Here is a 22682-nt window from a genome sequence, read left to right as displayed (position 1 = left end):
ATTCGCACCGCCAAGGCTACGTATGCTGACTGTCAGGCCATTGCTGCAGGCTTATAGCTAAACCTGCGAATAGCTCAAGATGCACTAGAATTGTTAGGAATAAATGCGGTGGGAATACAGATATGACAGCCCAATTCTCGGCTTGGACCCTTGGCTTGATGGCGCTGATTACTGTTTTAACGGTCTACTTTCATACCTTTCGCTACTCCAGTCGCACCGCCGAGGTGGCGCCTAATATTCTTACCAGCATCGGTATATTTGGTACTTTTTTAGGGGTTGCACTGGGCCTTTGGCATTTCGACAGCGCCGATATTCAAGGCAGTGTGCCAAAACTGATGGACGGCTTAAAGACGGCGTTTTGGTCGTCCATCGTCGGGTTATTGGGGGCGTTGACACTCAAGATTCGCCACGTACTCAGCCAAACCAGCCGAGGTAAACAAGAAGCCAAACGTCTGGCCAGCATCGATGACCTGGATGCATCGCTTAAATACCTGGCGCAGCAGTTTGATGGTGATGATGCCTTGCCACAGCAATTGCATCGTCAGCACTCGGCCTTACTCTCACAGCTCGATCGCATTGCCACTAGCCTAGAAAGCTATCAAGAGCGCATGGCCGAAGCCAACGCCAAAGCGCTGATAAACGCCATCGAAACCGTGATGCGCGAGTTCAATACCAAAATTAACGAGCAATACGGCGATAACTTTAAGCGTTTGAACGAATCCGTGTTGTCGATGCTGAATTGGCAAAAGCAATACAAGCAACAACTGAATGAGCTGATTGGTGAGCAGGAGCGCACCGCCGCCAGCATGCGCGAAGCCAGCGAAGCGTTTGAATACATGGTGCGCCACGCCAATGCCTTTAATGGCATTTCTGAATCACTACAGGATCTGCTTAACGGCCTAGAAGCGCAGCGCGAAAACTTGCAGTCGCAGCTGGGCTCATTGGCAGATCTGGTCAACAGCGCTACTGACGGCTTGCCGAAACTGGAAGAGCGAGTACTGGCGCTTACTAAAGGCATGGCCGATGCCTTGCAAGCACAGCAGCGCTGGGCAGTAGAAGAGTTAAGTAAAATGCAGCGCCATGTTGAAACTCAACTGCAGCAACAGCTCAGCGGCAGTCAGGAGCAATTACAACTGCAACAGCAGCAAAGTCTGCAGCATTTGCAAAGGCTGGGAGAGCGCGTTGAGCGGCAAATGACCACCCTTGATGAAGGCATGGAAGAAGAGCTGAATCGTGCGCTGAAGTCCTTTGGAATGCAGCTCACTGCTTTATCGGAGAAGTTTGTGAGTGACTACACACCGCTCACCAAACGCTTACAGCAACTGGTGAAACTGGCAGAGCAGGTGGATGAATAACAGCGAGCTGGAGCGAGCACCGGAGCAAGAAGGGCATTGGGTTGCGGTATCCGACCTGATGGCCGGGCTGATGATGGTGTTTATGCTGATTTCGATCGTCTTTATGATCAATGTTGAAGTTGAGCGTAATAAAGTGCGTGATGTGGCGATCTTGTACGATCGTTTGCGTACCCAGTTGTATCAAGACTTGGAGCGTGAATTTGCCCCCGATATGGCCCGTTGGGGGGCCGAGCTAGATGAGGACCTAGCGTTTCGCTTTAACAACAGCGATGTGTTATTTGATCGCGGTGAGGCGGAGTTAAAGCCCGAGTTTCGAGATATTTTGGCCGATTTTTTCCCTCGTTACGTGCGTATCATCACCCAGGCTCAATATCGCGATGACATTCTTGAGGTGCGTATAGAAGGCCACACCTCCAGTGCTTGGTTTGGTGCCAGCACGGATGACGAGGCTTATATCCGCAATATGAATCTATCGCAGCAGCGCACTCGCTCGACGCTGGCGTTTCTGCTGGGGTTAGCCCCCGTTGCCGATGATAAGCCATGGCTGATTCAGCATCTTACCGCCAATGGCTTATCGTCAGCCAAAGTGATTCGTGATGCTGAAGGCCATGAAAATGAACAGCGCTCAAGGCGGGTGGAGTTTAGAGTGCGCACCGATGCCGAAGGTCGCATTGCCACCATTTTGGATGAGGTGTTGTAAATGAAGTTGCTGGATTTCTTCTCAGATCCACAGCTGAACGCCTTGCGCCGCCAGATGGGTACCGACGACTACGGTGACTTTCAGCTGTTTGATCCGCAGAGGCAGCTGACCTATGCCGAGCGAGAAGCACTCGAGCAAGGTGGGCTGGAGGTGGCGGCCAGTGTCACCCGGGCACTGCGAGATAAAACTCTGGCGTTTAAAAACTCGCGGGTGTGGATGCTCGCCGAGCAGCGTTTGCACCTGGCGCATTGTGAAAAGGTGCAGCACGTTCGCCACCTTGGACAAGCAGTACAGTGTGGCACTCATCATTGGCACGCCTCAACCGAGCTTTGCCTCGATTGTTTAGCGTTGCTGAATTACCAAGGGTTGGATGCTCGACGAGCACGGCGGCCGGAATTTTTTGAACCGATTCTAGAGCAATTTGATTTGCAGGAATTTCAACGTTTGTATCCGTTTTATCCATTGTTATAAGGCGTTCATTCGCTTGACTAGGTAGCACTCGTTGCAATGTGTACCGGCGTTTCAATTGTTATCGGCACGAGATCTTTTCCTGTATTTTTTTACCTGGCATTGGCTGTTGGCCGCTCTTTGTCGTAGTATTTCACGCCTTTGCGAAAATTACGTCTGTAAAACGATCAGTTTGCTGTGGATGCTCGTCACTTTGATGCGGGTTCTTTGGCATTAAATATTGCGATTGTTGCAGGTTTCCCGCTGATATAACTGCGCAATTCTGCTTTGCTGGCAGGATGCTTATGTCGGTTGTTGGTATTTTCTCGGTATTTTCGCAAAGGTGTTAGGTATTTTTCGGTTGGTTTGTTGCGTATAACCAGCAGAGATTAACAACGACTAATAATAATTAGGAGAAGCTATGCCGCTTACGCATCGCATATTAATTGCCATGATACTGGCCGTGGTATTGGGAAGTCTGGCGCAGTGGATGAACACCATGGCACTGCCTGAAACCATTGACTGGGTATTAAATACCTTACTGGTCGGTGGTGTATTTGCTTGGATGGGCAAGGTTTTTGTTGCTGGCCTTAAATTGCTGGTCGTGCCTCTGGTATTTGTTTCTCTGGTCTGCGGTGTTGGTGCATTGCGCGATCAGAACAGCCTTGGCCGTTTAAGCTTTAAAACCATTGTGCTGTATCTGGTCACCACAGGTATCGCTATTTCTATCGCCTTAACCATGGCGACCTTGATCGGCCCAGGTAAAGGCATCGATCTGCAGAGCATCGACACCTTTACGCCACCCGCAGCATCGTCCTTGCTGGATGTGTTTGTTGGCCTGGTACCAACCAATGGTATCGCCGCCATGGCCAACGCCAATATGTTGCAGGTGATTGTCTTTGCCATCCTGGTGGGTACTGCCATTGGCCGCGCTGGTGAGCCAGGCAAACGTTTGGCTGCGCAGTTCGAAGATTGGAATGAAGCCATGATGAAGCTGGTAGAAATCATCATGCACTTCGCACCTTATGGTGTGTTTGCCTTGCTGTTTAACCTGTTTGCTAACGAAGGTTTGGGCACGGTTGGCCAGCTGCTGCTGTACATGTTCACCGTGATCCTGGTGCTGGCAATGCACATGACCATCGTTTACCCATTGATGCTGCGTGGTTTAACTGGCTTATCGCCAATGCGCTTTTTATCAAAAATGCGCGGTGTGCAGATGTTTGCTTTCAGTACCGCATCCAGTGGCGCCACCATTCCGGTTACCTTGCGTACCGTTGAAGAGCGCTTGGGCGTAGACAATAAAGTAGCGTCCTTTGCCGTACCTATGGGGGCCACCATCAATATGGACGGCACCGCCATTATGCAAGGTGTTGCGACTGTGTTTATTGCCCAGGCGTTTGCCCAAGATCTGACCATGATGGATTATTTGCTGGTGGTATTGACCGCTATGCTGGCCTCTATCGGTACCGCTGGTGTACCGGGCGTGGGTCTGGTCACTCTGGCCATGGTACTCGGCCAGGTTGGCTTGCCAGCCGAGGGTATCGCTTTGATCATTGGCGTTGACCGTTTGCTCGATATGTTGCGTACAGCGGTGAACGTAACGGGGGATGCGGCGGTGTCGACCATCGTTGCCCACAGCGAAGGCGCATTGGACGAGCGTTGCTTTAACGATCCTAAAGCCGGTGAAGTGCGCGATTAGCGCGACTGGCTGAATAAAAAAACCGCCTGATGGCGGTTTTTTTATGTCGTCACTTTTTCAGTTTGAAGCTTTAAAGCGAGATATCTTTTTGTTTGTGAATACTGAAAGGCTGTGGCTTCCAGGCCGGTAAATCTGGTTGAATATCCATATTGCCCAGCAGTTCAAAGGTGACTGGCCCCTTACTGCGCAAGGCTTTCAGCAAGCTGCTGCCCAGCTCTGATAATTTTAGTGAAAAGGGCACAGTCACAGTCTTGCTGCTGCTGGCTTTTAGCGACACGGCATCCAGCTGGCTTGTGCCAATGGTCTTGCCGGCAGCGTTCATTTGGTAATTAAACTGATTTAAATCCAGATCAAAGCTGTTGGGGTTTTTTAACTGCAGCTGTGCTTCCAACTCGACACCACTGAAACTGAACTGCTTAATGCGTACGTCTTGAATATCGACCTGTGGCCACTTTGGGATGGGCAGTTCACCTTGGTATTTTAGCGGTAAGGTCAGTACGCCAAGTACTGGCAGCTTAAAGCCCAGCTCACCATTAATACCGTATTGCAGGTTGTCTTGATCGGCCAAACTGCCGGCCAGTTGGCGCAGTTCGTCAAAGGTTAAGGTGAGTGGCAAGGTTAACTGACTATTGCCTTTAGCCGCGATGCTTTGGCGATACTGCGAGCGTTGCAAGCTGGCTAATGAATGCTGGTTAACGGTTAAGTCGAGCAATAGCGATTCGGTATTGAGTGCCACAGGGTTGGGGTTGTAGACGTCCAGTTGCACGTCCAGGGTCACCTGTTTAACCGAGACATCAGCGATTTTGACGCCACTGACGCTGGCTTTGGGTTTTTGCACCACCTCGTTCAAGGTGGCGCATGAAGCCAGCATCAAACTGGCGATAACAGCGGCAGCGAAGCGTGCCAACAAGCGGCTAGTGGGCATGATCAACTCCTTGAAAAGCCATGATCATAGCAGCCTGTTGGCAGCGAGTCTGCGTTCGCTGTCGGCCACAGTTATCCGCCGTTGGACGGACTGGCAAAACGCAATGACCAGCGCTGCACCATCGGCCCAAATACAAATGAAATGGTCGCTGCTGCTGGCCAGGCGCAGATAAAGGCGTGCCCCCAGCGTTGCAGAAAATCAGGCACCAGACCTAGGTTGAGGTAAGTGACCCAGCACGACATCAATACCGACAAGGTCAGCGACATGGCAAAGGTAAAGGCAAGGCGTTGTTTCATAAGGCTCACATGCAGCAAAGGAATGGATTATTGAGATAGTTTATGAGACGGTTCTTTTGAGATTAATAGCCAAATAAGAGAGCTATATTTTCATTTATGGAATCATCAATGGATGACCTGCTGCTGTTTGTGCAGCTGGTAAGAGCCGGTAGTCTGGTGTCTTTGTCGGAGCGTCAGGGCGTGCCGGTAGCCACCATCAGTCGGCGGCTAAAACGACTGGAGCAGTCTTTGGGGGTAACCTTGTTGTATCGTTCGGCACGGCGCTTTCAGCTCAGTCAGGCAGGAGAGGCGTACTTTCAGGCCTTTGCCGAGCGCGCTGACGACTGGCTATATGCGCTCGAGCAACTGCAGCAACAAAGCCACGACCTAAGCGGACCGTTAACCTTAAGTGCGTCCAGTACCTTGTCGATTGGGCCATTGCGGCCGGTATTAAGGGATTTTGTTAAGGCTTATCCCGATATTGAACTCAATATGGTACTCACTAATGAAATTGTCGATCTGCAAGCCAAGCGGGTAGATTTAGCAATACGCATCGGCCCTCAGCCGGACTCCGAGCTGATGCAGCAACGCTTGGGCCAGGTGGCCACCGGCTTGTTTATTGGCACCGGATTGGCTCAGCAACTGCGTTGGCAAGCGCAATTGCCTTGTCATCCACGCCAGCTGCACCAGCAACGACTGATTGTGTTTGAACATATTTCTACTTGGCGCCTCAGTGATGGCCAGCAACGTTTGGAGCTGCGTCCCAAAGCCGCGACCCGGGTTAGCAATATTGTGATGGCCAGTGAACTGGTGGCCAGCGATATGGGCATAGCGCTGCTGCCTTTTAGCGAAATGGGGCCGGCATTGGCTGCAGGTAAAGTAGAGTTATTGTTGCCGAGCTGGCGTGGCCCCATGCGCGATATTTTTGCGGTATGGCCGGATGGCAAGCTGCTATCGGCTAGGGCGCGTTGTTTACGGGATTTTTTGCGTGAGCGTATGGCGGTAATGCCTGAGCTGCAGGGGGAAATGCCGGTGGTGGAAGGTAATTAAATAGCGCACAGTGCTTTTTAATGCCAAACCCTAAGCCCTCCTTGAGGGATCTTATCCCTCACGCCGGGCGTGCGAACTCCCTGCTTTGCGCTACGCAGGCCGTTTATCCTTCGTTGCCAATGCTGTGGTCGCCGCAACGCCAACAGCCTGCATCCCGGCAGGATGTTGGCTGGTGCTGCCATCCGGGCAGCCCCTGCGGACACAGCCATTAACAACTCAGGCGGCCTGCTAAGGCGCGGAAAACCAATACGCGAGAGCGAGCAATCAGCTAAGAAATGGCTAGAGACTCAATGTAAAGGGATGCTGTCTATGCAAGGCTCTTCACTGTACCTAGTGGGTCATTGACATATCGAGCTGTCCGTACCTGAACATAATCAGCGACTTGTACCTGTCTCGATTTCTAAAGCCATGGGCCAGCCTCGCAAGGTTCTTAACATTTTTGTTGACGGCTTCAGCACGAGCATTGTATGACTGATGCTTCATTGCAGTAAGAATACCTTTCAGGTGAGCTCTTATGGTCTCTGCGGCTAATTCCAGCGCTTTAATACCGCTGCTTTTGGCTAAGTAGAGCCATTGTGTCCAGCTGCGACGGCTTGAAGGCTCAATGCCCGTCCAAATATCACGAGCCTTTTCTTTTAGCATCCATACGTAAGCTGTTTTCGTCATAGAAGTCTGTTGTAGATTAAGCTCATTGCTTTGTTGCACTTTGAGGTTGTGCCGGTTCCTTAGCCACAGGTAGCGTGTTTTATGAGAGTGAAGTTTATCTAGAGACGGCTGCTCTTTAAGCTCTGAAAGTCGGGTGCTTGAAACGGCAGTGGTGAGTACTTTGGATACATGAAAGTGATCTATTGAAATCATTTTATTGGCTTTATTACCAAAAAATCGTTTGGTCGCTTCGATGTATGCTGAGCTCATATCCATCGAGATCGTCCGCGTTTTTTGCAAGCACTGAATTGGAATTGTGCTCAGGCAGTTCAATAAACTGCTTCCACTACGACCGTCAGATATTGCGATTACTTGACCATTACGATTTGAAAGAATGGTAATAAAATCGCGTCCTTTTCCAATGCAGGTCTCGTCGACAGACAGATGGGTACAATCCACTTCCCAGCGCCGACTCAAGCCTCGTTTTATTGCTTTTTGTATGATTCGATCGACTACCGACCAGCTTGTCTTGAGTCGCCGGGTAATAGCTAGAATCGATACTTCCTGTACCCACTTTAACACCTCATTCTCGAACTTGATTGAGTGGTGTGAGCTGCCATCAGCCCAGGGAACCTGAACCGTTAACACACCATGTTCAGGGCAGTTCACGCGAGGGACTGAAGCTTCGATGATGGTTTTATATTGGCATGTGTCGAGATGTCGCCAACGACGTGATCGCCGGTCATACAGTGTGCATTGATTGCCACATACAGGACAGGCCACCCCCTGTGTTTGATCAAATGCAACCGTTACAACAACTTCCGATTCATCGTCTTTCAGATCAACAGAGGTTGCGTGCCAAGGTGGAGATAACTCTAAAATTCGATTGTACAGAGTGAGCTGATCCATCCATAGATACCCTTTCAGTGAAGGATCAGTGTATCTGGACCACCAAAAATGGTGAAGAGCCCTATGCAACCAGTATATTTCTTGGAATAACAAAAAGCTGGCACGCTTTTCAGGTCGGCTTGCCTGTATTTTCCCAGAGTGGTAGCTTAAACATTAAAAAAATCAGTGCGTTAGCCTTTGAGCAACAGAACTTTGAGGCGTGGATAGTAGGCAAGCACGTTTTTCCAGGAGGGAATGTGAAAGAAAGGAAGATATCCAGTTGTAAATCAATAGGTTGGCAGAGATAGATCGAATGGTTCTAGCTGGAAAAACAGGCACGCACACTATTAAGCTGTTACATTTCACGGTGAAGAATGGCAGTACTAGTACACATCACAAGTATTGATAATGAGAATAGCATCAAGAGGGCTGGTATTAAACCTGGTCCAAGCGATGTTGTTTTCTTTATGCCGCACATGAAGGAATTTTTAATATCGCACCAGTGGGCTAGAGAGCTTAAACGAGCTGGTATCAAAAACTTTGCAGCTGTAGATTTTAAAATTCCAAACGATGAATTGGTGTGGTTTGGGAAATATAACTTCCAACATGAGCAGGTAGAACTAGGCACTGCTATTTCAAAGCTCATGGAAACTGAGGATAAGCTAGGGTACGAGTTTTTCATCGAGAGAAAGATTGAACCTAAAGAGATCCTAAAATTCAGAAAAATAGCTAAGCCAATGGGGTGGAGGTATGAACCAGATGCTCATGGTAAAAAACCATGCCCTTGCCCAATGTGCCTTCAACCGGGTGGTTATAAGACTAGTAACCTCAAGGAAGTATATAGCGAGCAAATGAGCCGATCTGAAGCAAAGGAAATCATTGGCTCCAGCGATGATGAAGATGAGCTGTGGGAGGCTGTTCGACGCCTTCAAGGCAAATGGAAAAAGGATTCACCCCAATATCTCGCTAGGCTACTCAGTTTTAAAGATGAGTTCCTGCTTTGTGACATAGTTGAGTTGTTGTCTGAATATAGGCATCCTTTAGCAAAAGAATATCTTGAGGTATTAGCTAAATCTGAAAGTGAGGATGTGTCCGAACTTGCTAGTGAATACCTCGCAAAAAATGTAACAAGTGGTTCAAAGTGACGCCTGGCGGCGCACTTTACCCAGGCGTTAATTGTCAAAGGAGATATCGTGGAAATATTTGGAATAAAAGTAGAAGCTATAACAAAGGTTCTGCGAGAGCTGGCAATTGCGGCAATAGCAGTCATTGTTGCTTATAAGTTATTAAATGCTAACCCGTCGTTTGACTTTACCAAGCTAAGCGCGACAGATCTTGTCGCGCTTATTTTAGCTGTCTTTGCCGTCGGGCTTTCGGCTGCATTTTATTTTGCCGCTTCCAATAGTAGCTCTAAGTTCTATGGCAATATGCACAAATTTACAAAGGATACATCAGTTATCCTTGGCCAACTTACAGAGCAATTAAAGGGGTTGGATAGAAGACAGCAAGAAGTTAAAGAAACTTTTGAAAGGCAATATGCTAATACCAGTAGTGCAGACAAAGAGTCAGAGGTAAAGGTTCAGGCCAAAGAGCTGAAAGTAAACGAAGTCAGGGAAGACCTGAAAAATAGCGTAGAAGGGTGGCTTGAAAAGTTCCAAATAAATGCTGATGAAAAGGAAAAAATTAAGAAAGAACTGGCTGAAAAAGAGGAGCTTTTAAGTGATGCGGTTGCGCAGCTTTCAAACTTCAAGGCAGAGGTTCGCGAAGAAACTGCCAGAAAAGTGAGGATGCATATTCATTACAAAATGAGAAAAGCTAGAGATAGAAATTTGGAGGGCTTTGATGATGTAGTTGAATTTGTTCTTCGAGGCGGCCCGGAGGGCAAGTTTAAGATTGATTTAGAACGAGCTGGCTTTATCAGCTCTCCTGATGCTGAAAATGTGGAAGGCCTTACAGAAGAGGGGATTTCCATGTTTGCCAAGATGTATGATCGAGTGTTTGACAATTAACAATCGCGTCAATTAGGACGCTCACAAGCTCGCGCCTATTACGCTGGCGTTACGACAACAAACCAGATCCCCACCCCAACTGCTAGACCAACTCACTAAACTCTCGGTTTCGCGTACAGATTTTATGCGCCTTAGCAGACCGCCTGAGTTGGCAATGGCTGTGCCCGCAGGGGCTGCCCGGATGGCAGCACCAGCCAACATCCTGCCGGGATGCAGGCTGTTGGCGTTGCGGCGACCACAGCATTGGCAACGAAGGATAAACGGCCTGTGCAGCGCAAAGCAGGGAGTTCGCCTGCCCGGCGTGAGGGATAAGATCCCTCAAGGAGGGCATAGGGTTTTGCGCTAAAAGCACCTTGTACGCAAGTCCGATCAAAATGCTCACTTCCTGCAAGTAAGCTGCGCTTTTTTATTACTTTTCGCCTGGCAGAAACTGCCTCGATGTGCTCTTTCTATTGCTAGCCCGCCTGGCGTGAGGGATAACCTCAGGGAGGGCATAGGAACCAAAGTTTGCTCAATCGGGTCAAAATCAACCCACCACGCTCTCTGTATTGTCAGCTGTTTGCTTGATGTTTCGTGGCACTTAGATTGCTTGGTTAATAGCCTGTATCCATCACAGTGAGCGGGAAAACGGTATGTCGCAACACAACAAGAGACAATGGTTTAGTGTTCAAGGCAAGGTGCATAAAAACCCCTATGACAAAACCACAGAAAGTAACAAGTATCATGCTTATGAAGTTCACTACAATGCGACCAAAACGGTAGGCAATAGATTCCAGAGCTTTTTCTCATCGACCAAGCAGCAGGAGAGAGAGCAGTCGGTATTTGAAGCCGTTGAAAAAAACTATAGCCAAAAGACCGCCAACTTTGGCCGCAAAGAGCAGGGTTTGTATCAAGATCAAAATATGATCGGTTTTACTGGCACGGTGAAGCCCTCGTCTACCGAAAGGCGCAAGCTATCAATCGACTTTGGTGTGCAACCACCCAGTGTGTATTTCGAGTCTCAGTCCGACTTGCAAAAACGTACCAATACCAAAACTGTTGGTCATCTTACCCAAACCCACGGCATGGTTGGCAATATTGGTTATGAGGCTGCTTTGGATAAACGCGGATACAAGATGGAGAATGTTCGCATCGGAGATAAGGTCCAGCTACAAGAAAGCTATCAGCGAATTAACAGTCGGGGAAAGCTCGTTAAGCAGGTTTTTCATACCTCCAGAAACCAGTTTCGAAGCCTTTCTCAGCTAAGCCAGCGCAGTCGTGATCAGCTCAGTCAGCAGGTTCGTTCCAATCAGCGGGTGGTTAAACCGGTCGCTACCGGGCGTATGTCGAATGATTGATCGATGACTAATGGATACAGGCAAATAGCGCTGTCAGCGAGTGTTGAGCTTGTTATTGCCATGACTCATACTGGGCCATGGTCGCCGATAGCTTTATCAAGTGAGGCCTTATTATGGGTCTCATGCTAGGCTAGTTAGCGGTATATTTTATACACATCTTTAATAGACCCATGAATCGGTAGATTCCTTCGGCATTGGTGTATTGCCTTTACTCAACAGTGCTGAATGCATGCGACGCACTCGGTATGTAAACATTCGACGAGGATGCTCATCACTGAATGTTAGTGGTGAGCTAGCAAACTAGAAGGAGAGTTATTTAAAGGCCGTCAAGGGCCACACTTACCTTTTCTTCAAGCTCTTCAATTAGCTCTGGGTCCATATATTGATACTCGTCTGGAATGTCTAATATATAAATTGTTTTATGCTCTAGAAGCCGTGTAAATTGGGCGATAAGTCTGTTTTTGTGCTTCTTTTCCATAACAAAAATGATGTCAGCCCAGCGGATGTCCGCTGAACTGATGGTTCGTTTGGCTTTTGGGCTGGTGCCTGCCGATTTCACCTGAAAGCCAGGCGCCTTTCTCCAGATTTGTTCCGCTGTTGGGCTACGCCATTGGTTGCGACTACAAATAAACAGAAGATTTTTTGGCCTAGTCATATAGTTGAAACTCTTTATCAAATAACGGTCGAGCGCGATTTTAGCGTATATACGCTCCTTAAAGCATCGGCACCACAGACAGCAGCAATAACCCGCCCATGGCACCATTAAACCAGCGCACATAACTCGGATGATTGATCCAATCGCTGAGTTGCTTGCCTGCGGCAGTCCAAACACTGACCGAGGGTACATTCACTAAAGCAAATACCAGTGCAATTAAACCTAGTTGCAGCCAGCTGGCTTCAGGGTTAAACACACTGACGGCGGTTAATGCCATTGACCAAGCTTTTGGATTGAGCCACTGGAACAGCGCCGCTGCCATAAATGACATCGGCTGATATTCTTGGCTGTTTTGCGATGGTCGGCTAAGTGCGATCTTGATCGCCAGATACACCAAATACAAGCAGCAGAGAATTTGCAGACCTTGCTGGATGATGGGGTAGTGCAGAAACAGCTCCGTTAAGCCCATGCCAACCAGTAGCACCATCACGCTGAAGCCAAAGGTAATACCGAGCATGTGCGGAATCGTGCGCAGAAAGCCGACATTGGCGCCTGATGTCATCAGCATGATGTTGTTGGGGCCCGGTGAAAAGGTAGAAACAAAGGCAAATGCCAGAAGCGACCCGAATACAGTGAAATCCATGGGGTTTTCTCGATAGGTAGTGAATGCAGAAATATTAATCGTAATCGGGCACAATTTTGTGTTTATATGGATTGGATCTGACTCGATGGCACAATAATATGTAGTTATGGATAAATTTAGCGGAAGAATATTGCAAGAGCTTCAAGCCGATGGTCGTATCTCCAATGTGGAGCTGGCCGAGCGTGTAGGGTTGTCACCTTCGGCAACCTTGCGCCGGGTGCAGGACTTAGAGCACAAGAAGATCATCAAAGGCTATCGCGCTGTGCTGGATAAAACCCAGCTAGACGTGGGCTTTATAGCTTATGTGGCCATTGGCTTAAACAGCCATACCAAGCAGTCGCAGCTCAGTTTTGAACAGCATGTGCAGTTTGCCAATGAGGTGGTGGAGTGCCACAACATCACAGGTATGAATGAATACTTGCTGCGTGTGGAAACCAAAGATCTGGTGGCCTACAAGCGCTTTCATGCAGATGTGCTGGGCGAATGTGCGGTGGTGCAGTCCATTACCACTATGGTGGTGATGGGTTCGCCCAAAGATGAGCGGCCGTAAAGCAGCCTTGGAATCAATGGCCTGGCTGCTATGCCAGGCCTTCATCGTATTTGTTGCAATAGGTCGTCGGTTAGAGTGAATCTGCTAAGGTGCAGTGGGCTGCGCACGGGCTTGATTGCCAAGGCTGCTCGCCTCGGGGAGAGGTTGTCCCCGAGGCGATCCTGCCCCAGGCCAAGCTGGCGTAGCGAGACTGGTAACTCGTTTGACGACCGGCGGCGCGCAAGCAGGGCGATTCCCGCGTTCGGTTTGCTTGGCCAGCATCCCTGCTGTCCAGCCTGATCGCATGCACCGGTGGCGGTGCTATCTCATGCCGATATAGGGTAGTGGGAGTGGTTTTGATTGCTAGAGGCTCGACGTCCAGAGTGAGGGGTGGTTTTCTCGATAGGGCTGTCCGGGGTGTTCCTCTTGTCGATCGATATTAATGGTAATAAATGTTTAATGGTGTTTGCCTGTATTGACCATGATCTCATGGTATTAATAATGCCAACGAGATGGCAGCGATGACTAGGGTCGATATTTATATGTTGGTTACAATCTAGTCTTTAGAATACACATGTCTTATGCCTGAGCAGTTAAAGCCTACTGATTTGCAATTTTTACTGCTGGTGCTATTTGGCATTACATCAGTTAATAACACCTGAACACCTAAGGAAATGGCATCTTCTATTCGGGCTCGAAGTAACGCCGTCTGGCATCCCTTGTAGCGATGGCTCTCTTGGGTATATGCATTGGCTAAAATTGCATGATCATTATGCAGGTAGCTGGTAGCCCAGGCACAAGGCTTTCCGTCTATTGATGCAATATAGCCGCGGAATGTGTCGGTACAATACAATGATCGTTTATCGTTCCAGATATCGTCTGTACATTCTAAGCCTGATGTTTTGAGCAACGCTAAAAATTCATCAGCCTTGCTATGATCCCAGCACTCAATTGAGACTGACTCTGAAATGCTCGCTGAGGGCTGATAGTTTGAGGTCTGCAGTTCCAAAAATTCATGGTCATAAGCTGGTGAAAAACCACGGTTTGACAGCCAGGTTTGTATCTCAGGGGTGTTGGCTTGAGGCTCAATGGCGATTTCTGGCCAGCAGCTACTATGAAATAATCCCAAATGCTCTTCTAGCTTTTCAGGTATGCAGGCGTTATGGATCACTATCTGATTGTCGTACTTACGTGTTTTGTCGACAAAGATAGAGCACTCTTCGGTTTCAGTGATTGAGAGTTCGCTGGGTGATCTAGTTGATAAGGTTCTCTGATTGTTAAAGATAAAATATGATTTATATGCTTCTTTTGCTGATTCTTTTTGCATTGATAACTCGATGGTGGCAGATGTTTTGCGCCGCTCTAGGGCATCTAGGTCTTTCGGTGCTATACATTCTGATAGGGTTATTAGCATTGAGATTATACTAGTAGTCGCTTATATTCCACCGAAAATTGATCAGTCGTATAAGCACTTTAACGCAGGTGTCGAGCTTTTAATCCATTGAGTAATACGTTCGACCATAAGTGAGCGGTCGTTAAGCAGCCAGGGATTCAATGCTTAGGCTTCTATGAATGTATACAGAAAACTTATTGAATTGGTTTTCGGTTTGAATGTAACCATAAGGTTTAACACCATGACCACAGGCATTGAACTGGTGGATGTCTCCAGTTTGGAGCACTCTTTAGGTATAAGCTTTAAGTCGATCCGTTAAATCCAATAGCTCTGTATCTGAGATATTCCCTTTAAACGCTTTGACTCTAATTGGATGGCCAGGTTGGTGTTGAACCTTTGCAGGGTTGTCGTCAATGATCAGTATTTGTTAGGCCAGATAATATAAAATCGATCAAAAATCAAATCTCAGACGTCAATAAGTATGGATGGCAGCTGTTCTTGGGATACTGCTTTCGTCTTATTAACGTTGGTTTCGTAGTAATGCTAAAGATTGATTTCTAACGATAAAAATCAACTAAATTGGCGCTGATATTTACATTGTTGCGCGCCAGAGCTACCACTTGAACGCGTAGAGAGACAAGACAAATAGTCCGTCACTCTGATCGAATGATAATGCAGTAAAAAACCACTGGCTCAACACTGTCAATCTTCGTTGATTTACAACAAATGGAAGAATAGATGAATAAGATGCTGATCGCTTCAACACTACTTTTTGTGAATGCTTTTGCTTTGGCGGAGGTTGATAATATCGTTAAATATTACTTTGAAGACGATACCTGGTACAACCGTGGTTCACAGTACGGAAAAACAGGCAAAGGTAGTGATTTTGATCTCTGTGATAGCTATTTCAACACCAAACAGCCGGGCGATAAAATCACCGCGATCACCGCTTACTCTAGCAATGTTGAGTATATCAAAGGCTTGAAAATCGAATACTTGTATGCACCAACAGAAGAGATTGGAAATACCAATGGCAGCGGTAAGCGCCTAACGCTGGAAGGTGACGAGTTTATTAACAAGTATCGCTTTTACAAAAAAAATGAAGGTTCAATATCACGTATTCGGTTGTGGACCAACACCGGATCCGAGCTGTACTTTGGCTCATCAAATGGCTGGGACAAGTGGCAAGAAGTGACCATCGCCAATCGCCATGCGGTCACCGGACTGTTTGGTACTTATTCAACCTCTTCAGGCAAGGTATGGAGTTTAGGTGCTTGCGGCGCGCGCCCGTCCAAACTGGATTTTGTCGATCTGACCTTTGACACCTCACAAGCGACGGTGAAAAACAGCGATCAGTTTTTCTATGCCGAAGCGCTGGCCAAGAACTATACGCCAACCACCCAAAGCGCTTCGGTGAATGTTGGCTACTGGCGCGGTGAGTCAAACACAGATACCTGGAGTGAAACACGCGGCGTTTCTGCCACCATGGGCGTTAAAATCACCCAGGGCATTAAAGTAGGCGAGGCGGTGCAAGCCTCCAGCTCAGTGGAATGGAGTTTGTCAGAAACCATCAGTTTTTCCGAAACCGTTGGCGGCAGTGCCTCTGAAAACACCACCCAAAGAGTGGACTATAACGCCGCGGTTAATGTGCCTGGTTATACGGTTTATGCATTGAGGGCTAAGGTTAATCACGGTGAAGCGGACTTCCCCTATACCGCAACCTTTAATAACCCTTATGACAGCAAAACTTTTACTTTCAAAGGCATACTCAAAGACAGCAATTACTCTGGGGCTGAACTGGAGTGGTTGTATGTGGGTGACATCGTCAATGGCAATATCGTGATCAAAGATGAATATTTAGATTTGGTTGATGATCAGTACCCGAGTACAAACTTGTCGCTGGCCAGCACGCACAAGGCAGACTTTACCGTTGTCACCAGTGGTGAGTTAGGTCTGGATGAAGCTGAGCCAGATGAAGAATTAACCTTTAGTGATTTAAACATCGCCGATGATGATAGCCGCTGGCAGTCTGCTCAGCAGTAAGATTATGCTCTGTGTTAGCCTGCCTGGCATTCTAGGTGGGCTAGCCGCTAAGTCTCCCGGCCAAGATGGCGTAGTGAGGCCATCAACCGGTTTGATGGCTGACTAGCTCAGATGGTTGTCTTGCTTACTCACTTTCGGCTTATTCCAACCGAAGTGGCTTTTAACGCTAAATCCTATGCCCTCCTTGAGGGATCTTATCCCTCACGCCGGGCGGGCGAGCTCCCTGCTTTGCGCTACGCAGGCCGTGATTCCTGAGTTGCCAATGCTGTGGTCGCCGCAACGCCAACAGCCTGCATCCCGGCAGGATGTTGGCTGGTGCTGCCGTCCGGGCAGCCCCTGCGGGCACAGTCATTGCCCACTCAGGCGGCCTGCTAAGGCGCGAAAACCTAGCTGCGAAACCGAGAGCTGAGCGACTTGCCCTAGGAGCTGGGAGGGTGGCTGGTTTGTTGTACCCTTTTGTTTGTTAACTGTTTGGCTTTGGCCAGCAAAACATACCCTCTGGTGAAGAAGCTGCCTCAATGGCCAGTTCAGCATCATACAGTTTTTTATCTAAAACCAGTTCCCAGAGTTCGCTACCACCCTTGGCCTCGGTTGGTATAATGTAACTCTCTGGCCTCTCCGTAGTGAAAAAATAAATGTCATCGGAGTATATATAGTCAGTTGCTTCAAAACAGATTCGTTCGATATCCGCCCACTTGAACTTGTCATTCCAAGCTTCCTTTCCGGGAGGAGACACACTTCTATAGATATACTCTGCATCCCAAGTGACGGAAAACCAGTTCTCTAATTTTTTGCTTTCTTCTCTGGCCTTGAACCAGTTTGCGATTCTCTTAAACATGACGACAGTTAACGCCTGCCAGCAGGGGCGCACAGAGTGCATCCAAACTGGCTGGCTTTGTTAGTGGTATTTCTTATAGAGCTTTGAAATTTCATCATGCTCAAGTAGCTGACTATTAGGGTTAACCAAGGACAGTGGGTAATACAACATATTAAAGAGGTCACCATTTTCTTTATACATGAAAAGTTGGCCTGTAAGCCTTCCAGATCCCGAAGGCAAAACCCATGCAGATAAGACCATCTTCTCAGACTCAGAAGCTTGGATTTCAATGTATCCATCTCGAAATACAACATTCTCTTTCTGGAACGATCTCGTGATAGGGTCATGGCCGAGGGAGCGGGTTAGCTCTCCAGACCAGTCTTCATTGATCTGGAGAAAATAGTAATAATCATCCGATGCCAGATTCTCGTGATAAACAGCCCAGCTTCCTTGTACAACTTTAGGTTCAAAGGAAAAACTGAATACACTATATGCCAGAAGAATTGTTCCGATAATAATCTTCATTTTATATGCCACTAACATCTATGGACACCCCTCATTATTCAAGCAAAAAATCAGTCTTTGGTGTAGTGCGGCCATCTATTCGGATTCTGTTTTGGCCCGATGGTCACATCCTTGATGAACTCCGCCAATCTGGTTCTTATCAGTTTACCGTTCTCGAAGAACGTAGTTAGGCACAGAGCGCTCAGATTGTGGTTTTACCTTTTTGACATCATTTATTAATAACGCAATTACCGTAGTGCCGTCAGATATCATATACTTTTGTTCTCCGCAGAGCGCAGCCCAAGCAGTTCTTGCCGGCTTGTTTGCCAATTCCATGATCACTACATTACGGCGCGGACGTGTCATCAAGATTACTAGTCATTCTACCAGGGGCTAGCAGGACATCCACTCCAAGCCTCTTTTTAGCTCCAACTCCTATGCCCTCCTTGAGGTTATCCCTCACGCCGGGCGGGCGAGCGGCTGAAAGCGTACATTGAGGCAGTTTCTGCTAGGCAAAAAGCAAGCGGAAGTGTCCTCGACAAGCGCAGCTTACTCGCAGTAAGTGAGCATGGCGAGGTGCTTTTTAACGCAGCAGAAACAACGTAGATAGCTTTCAGCCTACTTTGTGTTGCGCAGGCCGTTTTCCCTCGGCACCAATGCTGTGGTCACCGCATCACCAACAGCCTGCATCCCGGCAGGATGTTGTCTGGTGCTGCCGTCCGGGCAGCCCCTGCGGGCACAGTCATTGCCCACTCAGGCGGCCTGCTAAGGCGCGAAAACCTAGCTGCGAAACCGAGAGCTGAGCGACTTGCCCTAGGAGCTGGAATGGGTGTCTGGCTTGTTCCTGTTTGTTATTCATTTTAGTGGTTTACCCACTGGGCCTTGGCAAGTCTAACTAGGTTTTCAGGCTCTAATACAAAGCCAAATTCAACAGAATGATCGAAGCACACTTGGCTGATTACTCTGTGTCCGATTTTGCCTTCCAAAGCAATGTGCCCAACTCCATCATATGAATAAACCCTTAGATAAAGCTCATTAGGTGACATAGACGTTAGAACCGCCTCACCCTTTCGGGTTTTCTCAAGCTCTTGAATCGACTCTGCAAACGAATCGAGTTCCTGTTTAGCAACCCAAACTTGGCTCTTTCCTGAGTAACCATTACTTGACACCTCTACTTCAATAAGGGCATCACAATAATTCGGTAGAGTACTATCGTTCTCTAAATGAATTTCAAGTTCAATATAGTTTTCGTTGCTTTCGATTCTCATATTATAACTGCGTATAACACCCACCAATGCGGCCCAGAATTAACGCCAATCAGTTTTTAGTCCAAAGCCCGGTGAGGACTGTTCGCTGGCAATTGTTATCGGTCAATGTTGACTTCTGTTAGGATCAGTTTACCTTCTTTGAATTGATATTTAAGAATTGTTTGATAAACATTGTCATCTGAGCAATTACCGATCGGAGTAAAGCTCGCAGGTGCTTTACAAGTGAACCTGTAGCTCACATATAAGGCTCCACCCTTTGCTTCAGTCTCAGGTTTATGAAGGCTGTATACATTACCTTCGTGTTTGATCTCTTGAGGAATTGGCAGGTTTTCTTGCGAAAGTTCGAATTCGTCATTGCTTTTTTGAATCAGAACTGAGCCGTAGTGAGTGTTTGAAATATTGAAGGTTATATAGTTTACGAGTAATAGCTCTGTCCCATTTGAGTTACCAAGGGTAAAGATACCGTTATTTGGCATTTCCAAGTTTACTAGAGAATAATCTCCCTTGATATTATTCCTATTTAATATTTTGGTGATCTCTGGATACTCACTCATACTGTACTCAAAGCTGCCTTCAATATCTGAAAGCGCTATTTTCGAAAGTGACGAGAGTATACAAAGGGTTAAAATCTTATTCATTAATAATCCTGCGTAATTTTTTAAAATATTAATCTGCGTCAGGGTCAAAGGTATGCTCCGGGTAGTAGCGCAGGACCTTATACATTTTAGGAGTTCCTCTCACCGTCTCAACCTCAACATCAACCACATAAGCGAGTTCATGCCAGGGCTTACCAAGCTTTGGTTCAGCATGCAGAATCTCGTCCTTTACGGCATTATTTTCGAAAATAACTTTTAAAGCAGATTTCGAAAGGTCGTCGATGACTGCTCGATTACCTGTGTCTGAGTTCGGGTCAAATTTTGTCTGGTACCAATACATCACCTTTCGTGTATGTATGTTGCCTTCGGGTGTGTCCATATCGGTTATCAAGTTTTCGATTCGGTTCTGCATGGCATTTGCTTCGGTAGAATTTATGATGAATTGCTGGATTACTTTGCCATTATCAGAAACGTTTATGTTCATTTGGGAGCCATTATCCTTCGCCACAGGCTCAACAAACTTGTTCCATTGTTGAAGATCCTGCTTTGTTAGCTCTTTGGGAGGTCTTTCTACTTTACCCAATAGCCAGTCACAAACCTCCTCTGCGACTTTGGACCACTGCGCCAATGAACCACCTTCCCACAGTAAAGGAACTATTGGTACAGTATGGGAAATTAACTCGACAATGATTGACCCACTACGAACCTCTTTAATCAGCAATTCGGAGCCTATATCCGTTTCCCGATTGGTCTCGGACTCGACAAACTTCTGAAATTGATGGTTAAAAGCCAGCAAAGAGAGCGATAGATCTTCTAGACCGACAGGATTCTTGTTCTTGATTTTTATCTCAAGTCGTTTGCTGAGATCAATCTCCATTATGTTGTTCATATATCTTCCTGATATTTAATCGGCATATCGAATTCACTCCCTGAGGCTGCTAGCTTGATAATTGCTTCCAAAATGGTTTTAAAATCAGCGGCTTAGACTGCTTGATGAAACGGACGCTCTCCTATTTGTTCCTGCGTCAAAAGCGCTAAAGATTAGTCAACAAAAGCTTAACAAATGAGGGGCGTTCGCTTGGGCAAGGGTAATACAGTTGTGGTTGATTTGGCAAAGTCTGTCTTTCAGGTATGCATCCTGTCGTAGCACAATCAGGACATCATAGCCTGCGTCTCAGTCGGCGAAGCCCAAAAACAAGCTAGACACCCATGCCAACTCTTAGAGCAAGTCGCTCAGCTCTCGGGCTTGGGCCTAGGCTCTCCGCGCCTTAGCAGGCCGCTGGAGTTGCTAATGGCTGTGCCCGCAGGGGCTGCCCGGACGGCAGCACCAACAAAAGGCCTATAAGGACGTAGGCTTTTTGTGATGCGGTGATCACAGCATTGGCAACGAGGGAGAAACGGCCTGCGCAGCGCAAAGCAGGCTGAAAGCTATCTGTGTTGTTTCTGCTGCGTTGAAAAGCGCCAAAAAGTGCTCACTTACTGCAAGTAAGCTGCGCTTCTTCGTTTACTTTTCGCCTGGCAGAAACTGCCTCGATGTACACTTTCAGTCGCTCGCGCGCCCGGCGTGAGGGATAAGATCCCCCAACGAGGGCATAGGGTTTGGCGGCAAAAAATGCTTCTAGGAAGAGATGGTGGTTGTAGCGAAGGGAATCTTAATAAACACGTCTGACGACATATCGCACAACGACCAAGGCTAATGCAGTCAGCGCTTATCTTCTGGAAGATCTAAAAAACTAGGGGTCTAAATCTTTAAGAAAGATGTCGGACGACTGGGCGGCATCCCGCGGACTCGTCGTGATTTCAAAATAAGAAAGAGTAGGGGGGCTAAATCTTTAAAAAAAGATGGCGGACGACTGGGCGGCATTCCGCGGACTCGTCGTGATTTCAAAATAAGAAAAAGTAGGGGTCTAAATCTTTAAGAAAGATGGCGGACGACTGGGCGGCATTCCGCGGACTCGTCGTGATTTCAAAATAAGAAGGAGTAGGGGTCTAAATCTTTAAGAAAAGATGGCGGACTGGACGGGACTCGAACCCGCGACCCCCGGCGTGACAGGCCGGTATTCTAACCAACTGAACTACCAGTCCGCATTGTGTGATGCTTTGCCAGAAAACATCAAAGTTTTGGTGGGTGGTGACGGGATCGAACCGCCGACCCTCTGCTTGTAAGGCAGATGCTCTCCCAGCTGAGCTAACCACCCATTTTCGATTCAGTAAACGATGCTTTACAAACTGTATCGCATGCGTTTATCGAGTCGACAAACGGTGTCTTGCATTGATTAAGACTTGTCTTAATCAAGATCAAGGCTAACAGTATTAGCTCAAGATCTAGTGTTGCGGACTTAATGGGACCCGACTGGGCCGACATTTCGGACCGCGATCAAGGCTAATAGCATCAGCGCAAGATCAAAAAATGGCGGACTGGACGGGACTCGAACCCGCGACCCCCGGCGTGACAGGCCGGTATTCTAACCAACTGAACTACCAGTCCACATTGTCTTGATGAGTTGCTGTCACACAAAACATCAACAAGTTTTGGTGGGTGGTGACGGGATCGAACCGCCGACCCTCTGCTTGTAAGGCAGATGCTCTCCCAGCTGAGCTAACCACCCATTTTCGATTCAGTAAACGACGTGTTACCACATTCGTTTAACGAGTCGATAAACGGTTTTGGAATTGGCGGACTGGACGGGACTCGAACCCGCGACCCCCGGCGTGACAGGCCGGTATTCTAACCAACTGAACTACCAGTCCAATTCCAAATTTTCTGCTTCGGTGGTGGGTGGTGACGGGATCGAACCGCCGACCCTCTGCTTGTAAGGCAGATGCTCTCCCAGCTGAGCTAACCACCCTCTCCGAAAGCAGGTGGGCATTCTACTCACAGCAGCGCCGATGTCAAACGAATTT

General features: G+C 47.7%; 22 protein-coding genes and 6 tRNA genes. 10 read left to right on the top strand and 18 right to left on the bottom strand.

The genetic code is table 11. The features are described 5' to 3' along the window. Positions 1-122 precede the first annotated feature (122 nt). From AC55FS_RS15565 to AC55FS_RS15550, 4 genes are all read left to right on the top strand, one after another. Positions 123-1355 (top strand): hypothetical protein, encoded by a 1233-nt coding sequence (locus AC55FS_RS15565; protein WP_496933178.1) that lies wholly within the window; start codon positions 123-125, stop codon positions 1353-1355. Continuing rightward, positions 1348-2055 (top strand): OmpA/MotB family protein, encoded by a 708-nt coding sequence (locus tag AC55FS_RS15560; RefSeq protein WP_496933177.1) that lies wholly within the window; start codon positions 1348-1350, stop codon positions 2053-2055. The genes AC55FS_RS15565 and AC55FS_RS15560 overlap by 8 nt, the downstream gene beginning before the upstream one ends. Continuing rightward, positions 2056-2526: a hypothetical protein gene (locus AC55FS_RS15555; RefSeq protein WP_496933176.1), complete on the top strand. Its 471-nt coding sequence runs from the start codon at positions 2056-2058 to the stop codon at positions 2524-2526. Positions 2527-2923: 397 nt separating this feature from the next. After that, a complete protein-coding gene (locus AC55FS_RS15550) occupies positions 2924-4201 on the top strand; it encodes a dicarboxylate/amino acid:cation symporter (protein WP_496933175.1) in 1278 nt (425 codons plus the stop codon). Between the two features lie 70 nt (positions 4202-4271). Here AC55FS_RS15550 and AC55FS_RS15545 read toward each other — a convergent pair whose 3' ends face one another. Next, entirely contained in the window at positions 4272-5126 is an 855-nt protein-coding gene (locus AC55FS_RS15545; protein WP_496933174.1) for an LEA/WHy family protein, read from the bottom strand. Between the two features lie 71 nt (positions 5127-5197). Next, positions 5198-5422, bottom strand: a complete 225-nt coding sequence (locus tag AC55FS_RS15540) for a DUF2798 domain-containing protein (RefSeq protein ID WP_496933173.1) — start codon at positions 5420-5422, stop codon at positions 5198-5200. Positions 5423-5530: 108 nt separating this feature from the next. On the opposite strand from AC55FS_RS15540, the gene AC55FS_RS15535 reads away from it, so the two are divergent. Next, on the top strand, positions 5531-6451 hold the full coding sequence (locus AC55FS_RS15535; protein ID WP_496933172.1) for a LysR family transcriptional regulator: 921 nt from the start codon (positions 5531-5533) through the stop codon (positions 6449-6451). A gap of 330 nt (positions 6452-6781) precedes the next feature. On the opposite strand, the gene AC55FS_RS15530 is transcribed toward AC55FS_RS15535, so the two are convergent. Beyond that, on the bottom strand, positions 6782-8005 hold the full coding sequence (locus tag AC55FS_RS15530) for an ISL3 family transposase (protein WP_496933171.1): 1224 nt from the start codon (positions 8003-8005) through the stop codon (positions 6782-6784). A 353-nt stretch (positions 8006-8358) separates the two neighbouring features. Between AC55FS_RS15530 and AC55FS_RS15525 the strand changes: the two genes are divergently transcribed. The 3 genes from AC55FS_RS15525 to AC55FS_RS15515 all read left to right on the top strand — a co-directional run bounded on the left by AC55FS_RS15525 (position 8359) and on the right by AC55FS_RS15515 (position 11330). Next, entirely contained in the window at positions 8359-9129 is a 771-nt protein-coding gene (locus AC55FS_RS15525) for a hypothetical protein (protein WP_496933170.1), read from the top strand. Positions 9130-9177: 48 nt separating this feature from the next. Beyond that, positions 9178-9993 carry a hypothetical protein gene (locus tag AC55FS_RS15520; protein WP_496933169.1) on the top strand — a complete coding sequence of 272 codons (816 nt, stop codon included), beginning with the start codon at positions 9178-9180 and terminating at the stop codon, positions 9991-9993. 632 nt (positions 9994-10625) lie between these two features. Then, on the top strand, positions 10626-11330 hold the full coding sequence (locus tag AC55FS_RS15515) for a hypothetical protein (RefSeq protein WP_496933168.1): 705 nt from the start codon (positions 10626-10628) through the stop codon (positions 11328-11330). 316 nt (positions 11331-11646) lie between these two features. On the opposite strand, the gene AC55FS_RS15510 is transcribed toward AC55FS_RS15515, so the two are convergent. Both AC55FS_RS15510 and AC55FS_RS15505 read right to left on the bottom strand, forming a co-directional pair. Beyond that, complete coding sequence (locus tag AC55FS_RS15510) at positions 11647-11985, bottom strand: low molecular weight protein tyrosine phosphatase family protein (protein ID WP_496933167.1); 339 nt, start codon at positions 11983-11985, stop codon at positions 11647-11649. 58 nt (positions 11986-12043) lie between these two features. Next, positions 12044-12628 (bottom strand): LysE family translocator, encoded by a 585-nt coding sequence (locus AC55FS_RS15505; RefSeq protein ID WP_496933166.1) that lies wholly within the window; start codon positions 12626-12628, stop codon positions 12044-12046. A gap of 106 nt (positions 12629-12734) precedes the next feature. On the opposite strand from AC55FS_RS15505, the gene AC55FS_RS15500 reads away from it, so the two are divergent. After that, positions 12735-13178 (top strand): Lrp/AsnC family transcriptional regulator, encoded by a 444-nt coding sequence (locus AC55FS_RS15500; RefSeq protein WP_496933165.1) that lies wholly within the window; start codon positions 12735-12737, stop codon positions 13176-13178. 535 nt (positions 13179-13713) lie between these two features. On the opposite strand, the gene AC55FS_RS15495 is transcribed toward AC55FS_RS15500, so the two are convergent. Continuing rightward, complete coding sequence (locus AC55FS_RS15495; protein ID WP_496933164.1) at positions 13714-14484, bottom strand: GNAT family N-acetyltransferase; 771 nt, start codon at positions 14482-14484, stop codon at positions 13714-13716. Between the two features lie 355 nt (positions 14485-14839). Further along, complete coding sequence (locus AC55FS_RS15490; protein WP_496935977.1) at positions 14840-14920, bottom strand: hypothetical protein; 81 nt, start codon at positions 14918-14920, stop codon at positions 14840-14842. A 368-nt stretch (positions 14921-15288) separates the two neighbouring features. Here AC55FS_RS15490 and AC55FS_RS15485 point away from each other — a divergent pair, with 368 nt between their 5' ends. After that, positions 15289-16593 carry an ETX/MTX2 family pore-forming toxin gene (locus AC55FS_RS15485; protein ID WP_496933163.1) on the top strand — a complete coding sequence of 435 codons (1305 nt, stop codon included), beginning with the start codon at positions 15289-15291 and terminating at the stop codon, positions 16591-16593. A 463-nt stretch (positions 16594-17056) separates the two neighbouring features. Here the strand turns inward: AC55FS_RS15485 and AC55FS_RS15480 are convergent, their stop codons facing one another. The 11 genes from AC55FS_RS15480 to AC55FS_RS15430 form a co-directional block, all read right to left on the bottom strand. Beyond that, positions 17057-17431 carry a hypothetical protein gene (locus AC55FS_RS15480; RefSeq protein WP_496933162.1) on the bottom strand — a complete coding sequence of 125 codons (375 nt, stop codon included), beginning with the start codon at positions 17429-17431 and terminating at the stop codon, positions 17057-17059. A 60-nt stretch (positions 17432-17491) separates the two neighbouring features. After that, positions 17492-17935, bottom strand: a complete 444-nt coding sequence (locus tag AC55FS_RS15475; protein ID WP_496933161.1) for a hypothetical protein — start codon at positions 17933-17935, stop codon at positions 17492-17494. Positions 17936-18774: 839 nt separating this feature from the next. Then, positions 18775-19182 carry a WapI family immunity protein gene (locus AC55FS_RS15470; RefSeq protein ID WP_496933160.1) on the bottom strand — a complete coding sequence of 136 codons (408 nt, stop codon included), beginning with the start codon at positions 19180-19182 and terminating at the stop codon, positions 18775-18777. A 95-nt stretch (positions 19183-19277) separates the two neighbouring features. Next, on the bottom strand, positions 19278-19820 hold the full coding sequence (locus AC55FS_RS15465) for a hypothetical protein (protein ID WP_496933159.1): 543 nt from the start codon (positions 19818-19820) through the stop codon (positions 19278-19280). A 28-nt stretch (positions 19821-19848) separates the two neighbouring features. Continuing rightward, entirely contained in the window at positions 19849-20667 is an 819-nt protein-coding gene (locus AC55FS_RS15460; protein ID WP_496933158.1) for a hypothetical protein, read from the bottom strand. A gap of 1119 nt (positions 20668-21786) precedes the next feature. Then, a tRNA-Asp gene (locus AC55FS_RS15455) sits at positions 21787-21863 on the bottom strand. Between the two features lie 37 nt (positions 21864-21900). Continuing rightward, positions 21901-21976: transfer RNA gene (locus AC55FS_RS15450), tRNA-Val, on the bottom strand. A 213-nt stretch (positions 21977-22189) separates the two neighbouring features. Then, positions 22190-22266 (bottom strand) — tRNA-Asp (locus AC55FS_RS15445). Positions 22267-22311: 45 nt separating this feature from the next. After that, positions 22312-22387 (bottom strand) — tRNA-Val (locus tag AC55FS_RS15440). Positions 22388-22452: 65 nt separating this feature from the next. Beyond that, positions 22453-22529: transfer RNA gene (locus AC55FS_RS15435), tRNA-Asp, on the bottom strand. Between the two features lie 22 nt (positions 22530-22551). After that, positions 22552-22627: transfer RNA gene (locus tag AC55FS_RS15430), tRNA-Val, on the bottom strand. Between the last annotated feature and the right edge of the window lie 55 nt (positions 22628-22682).

The sequence above is a fragment of the Bacterioplanes sp. CLAM21 genome (assembly GCF_059641015.1).
Note: the sequence above shows the minus strand (reverse complement) of the source record. Positions and strands in the feature narration are given on the sequence as shown.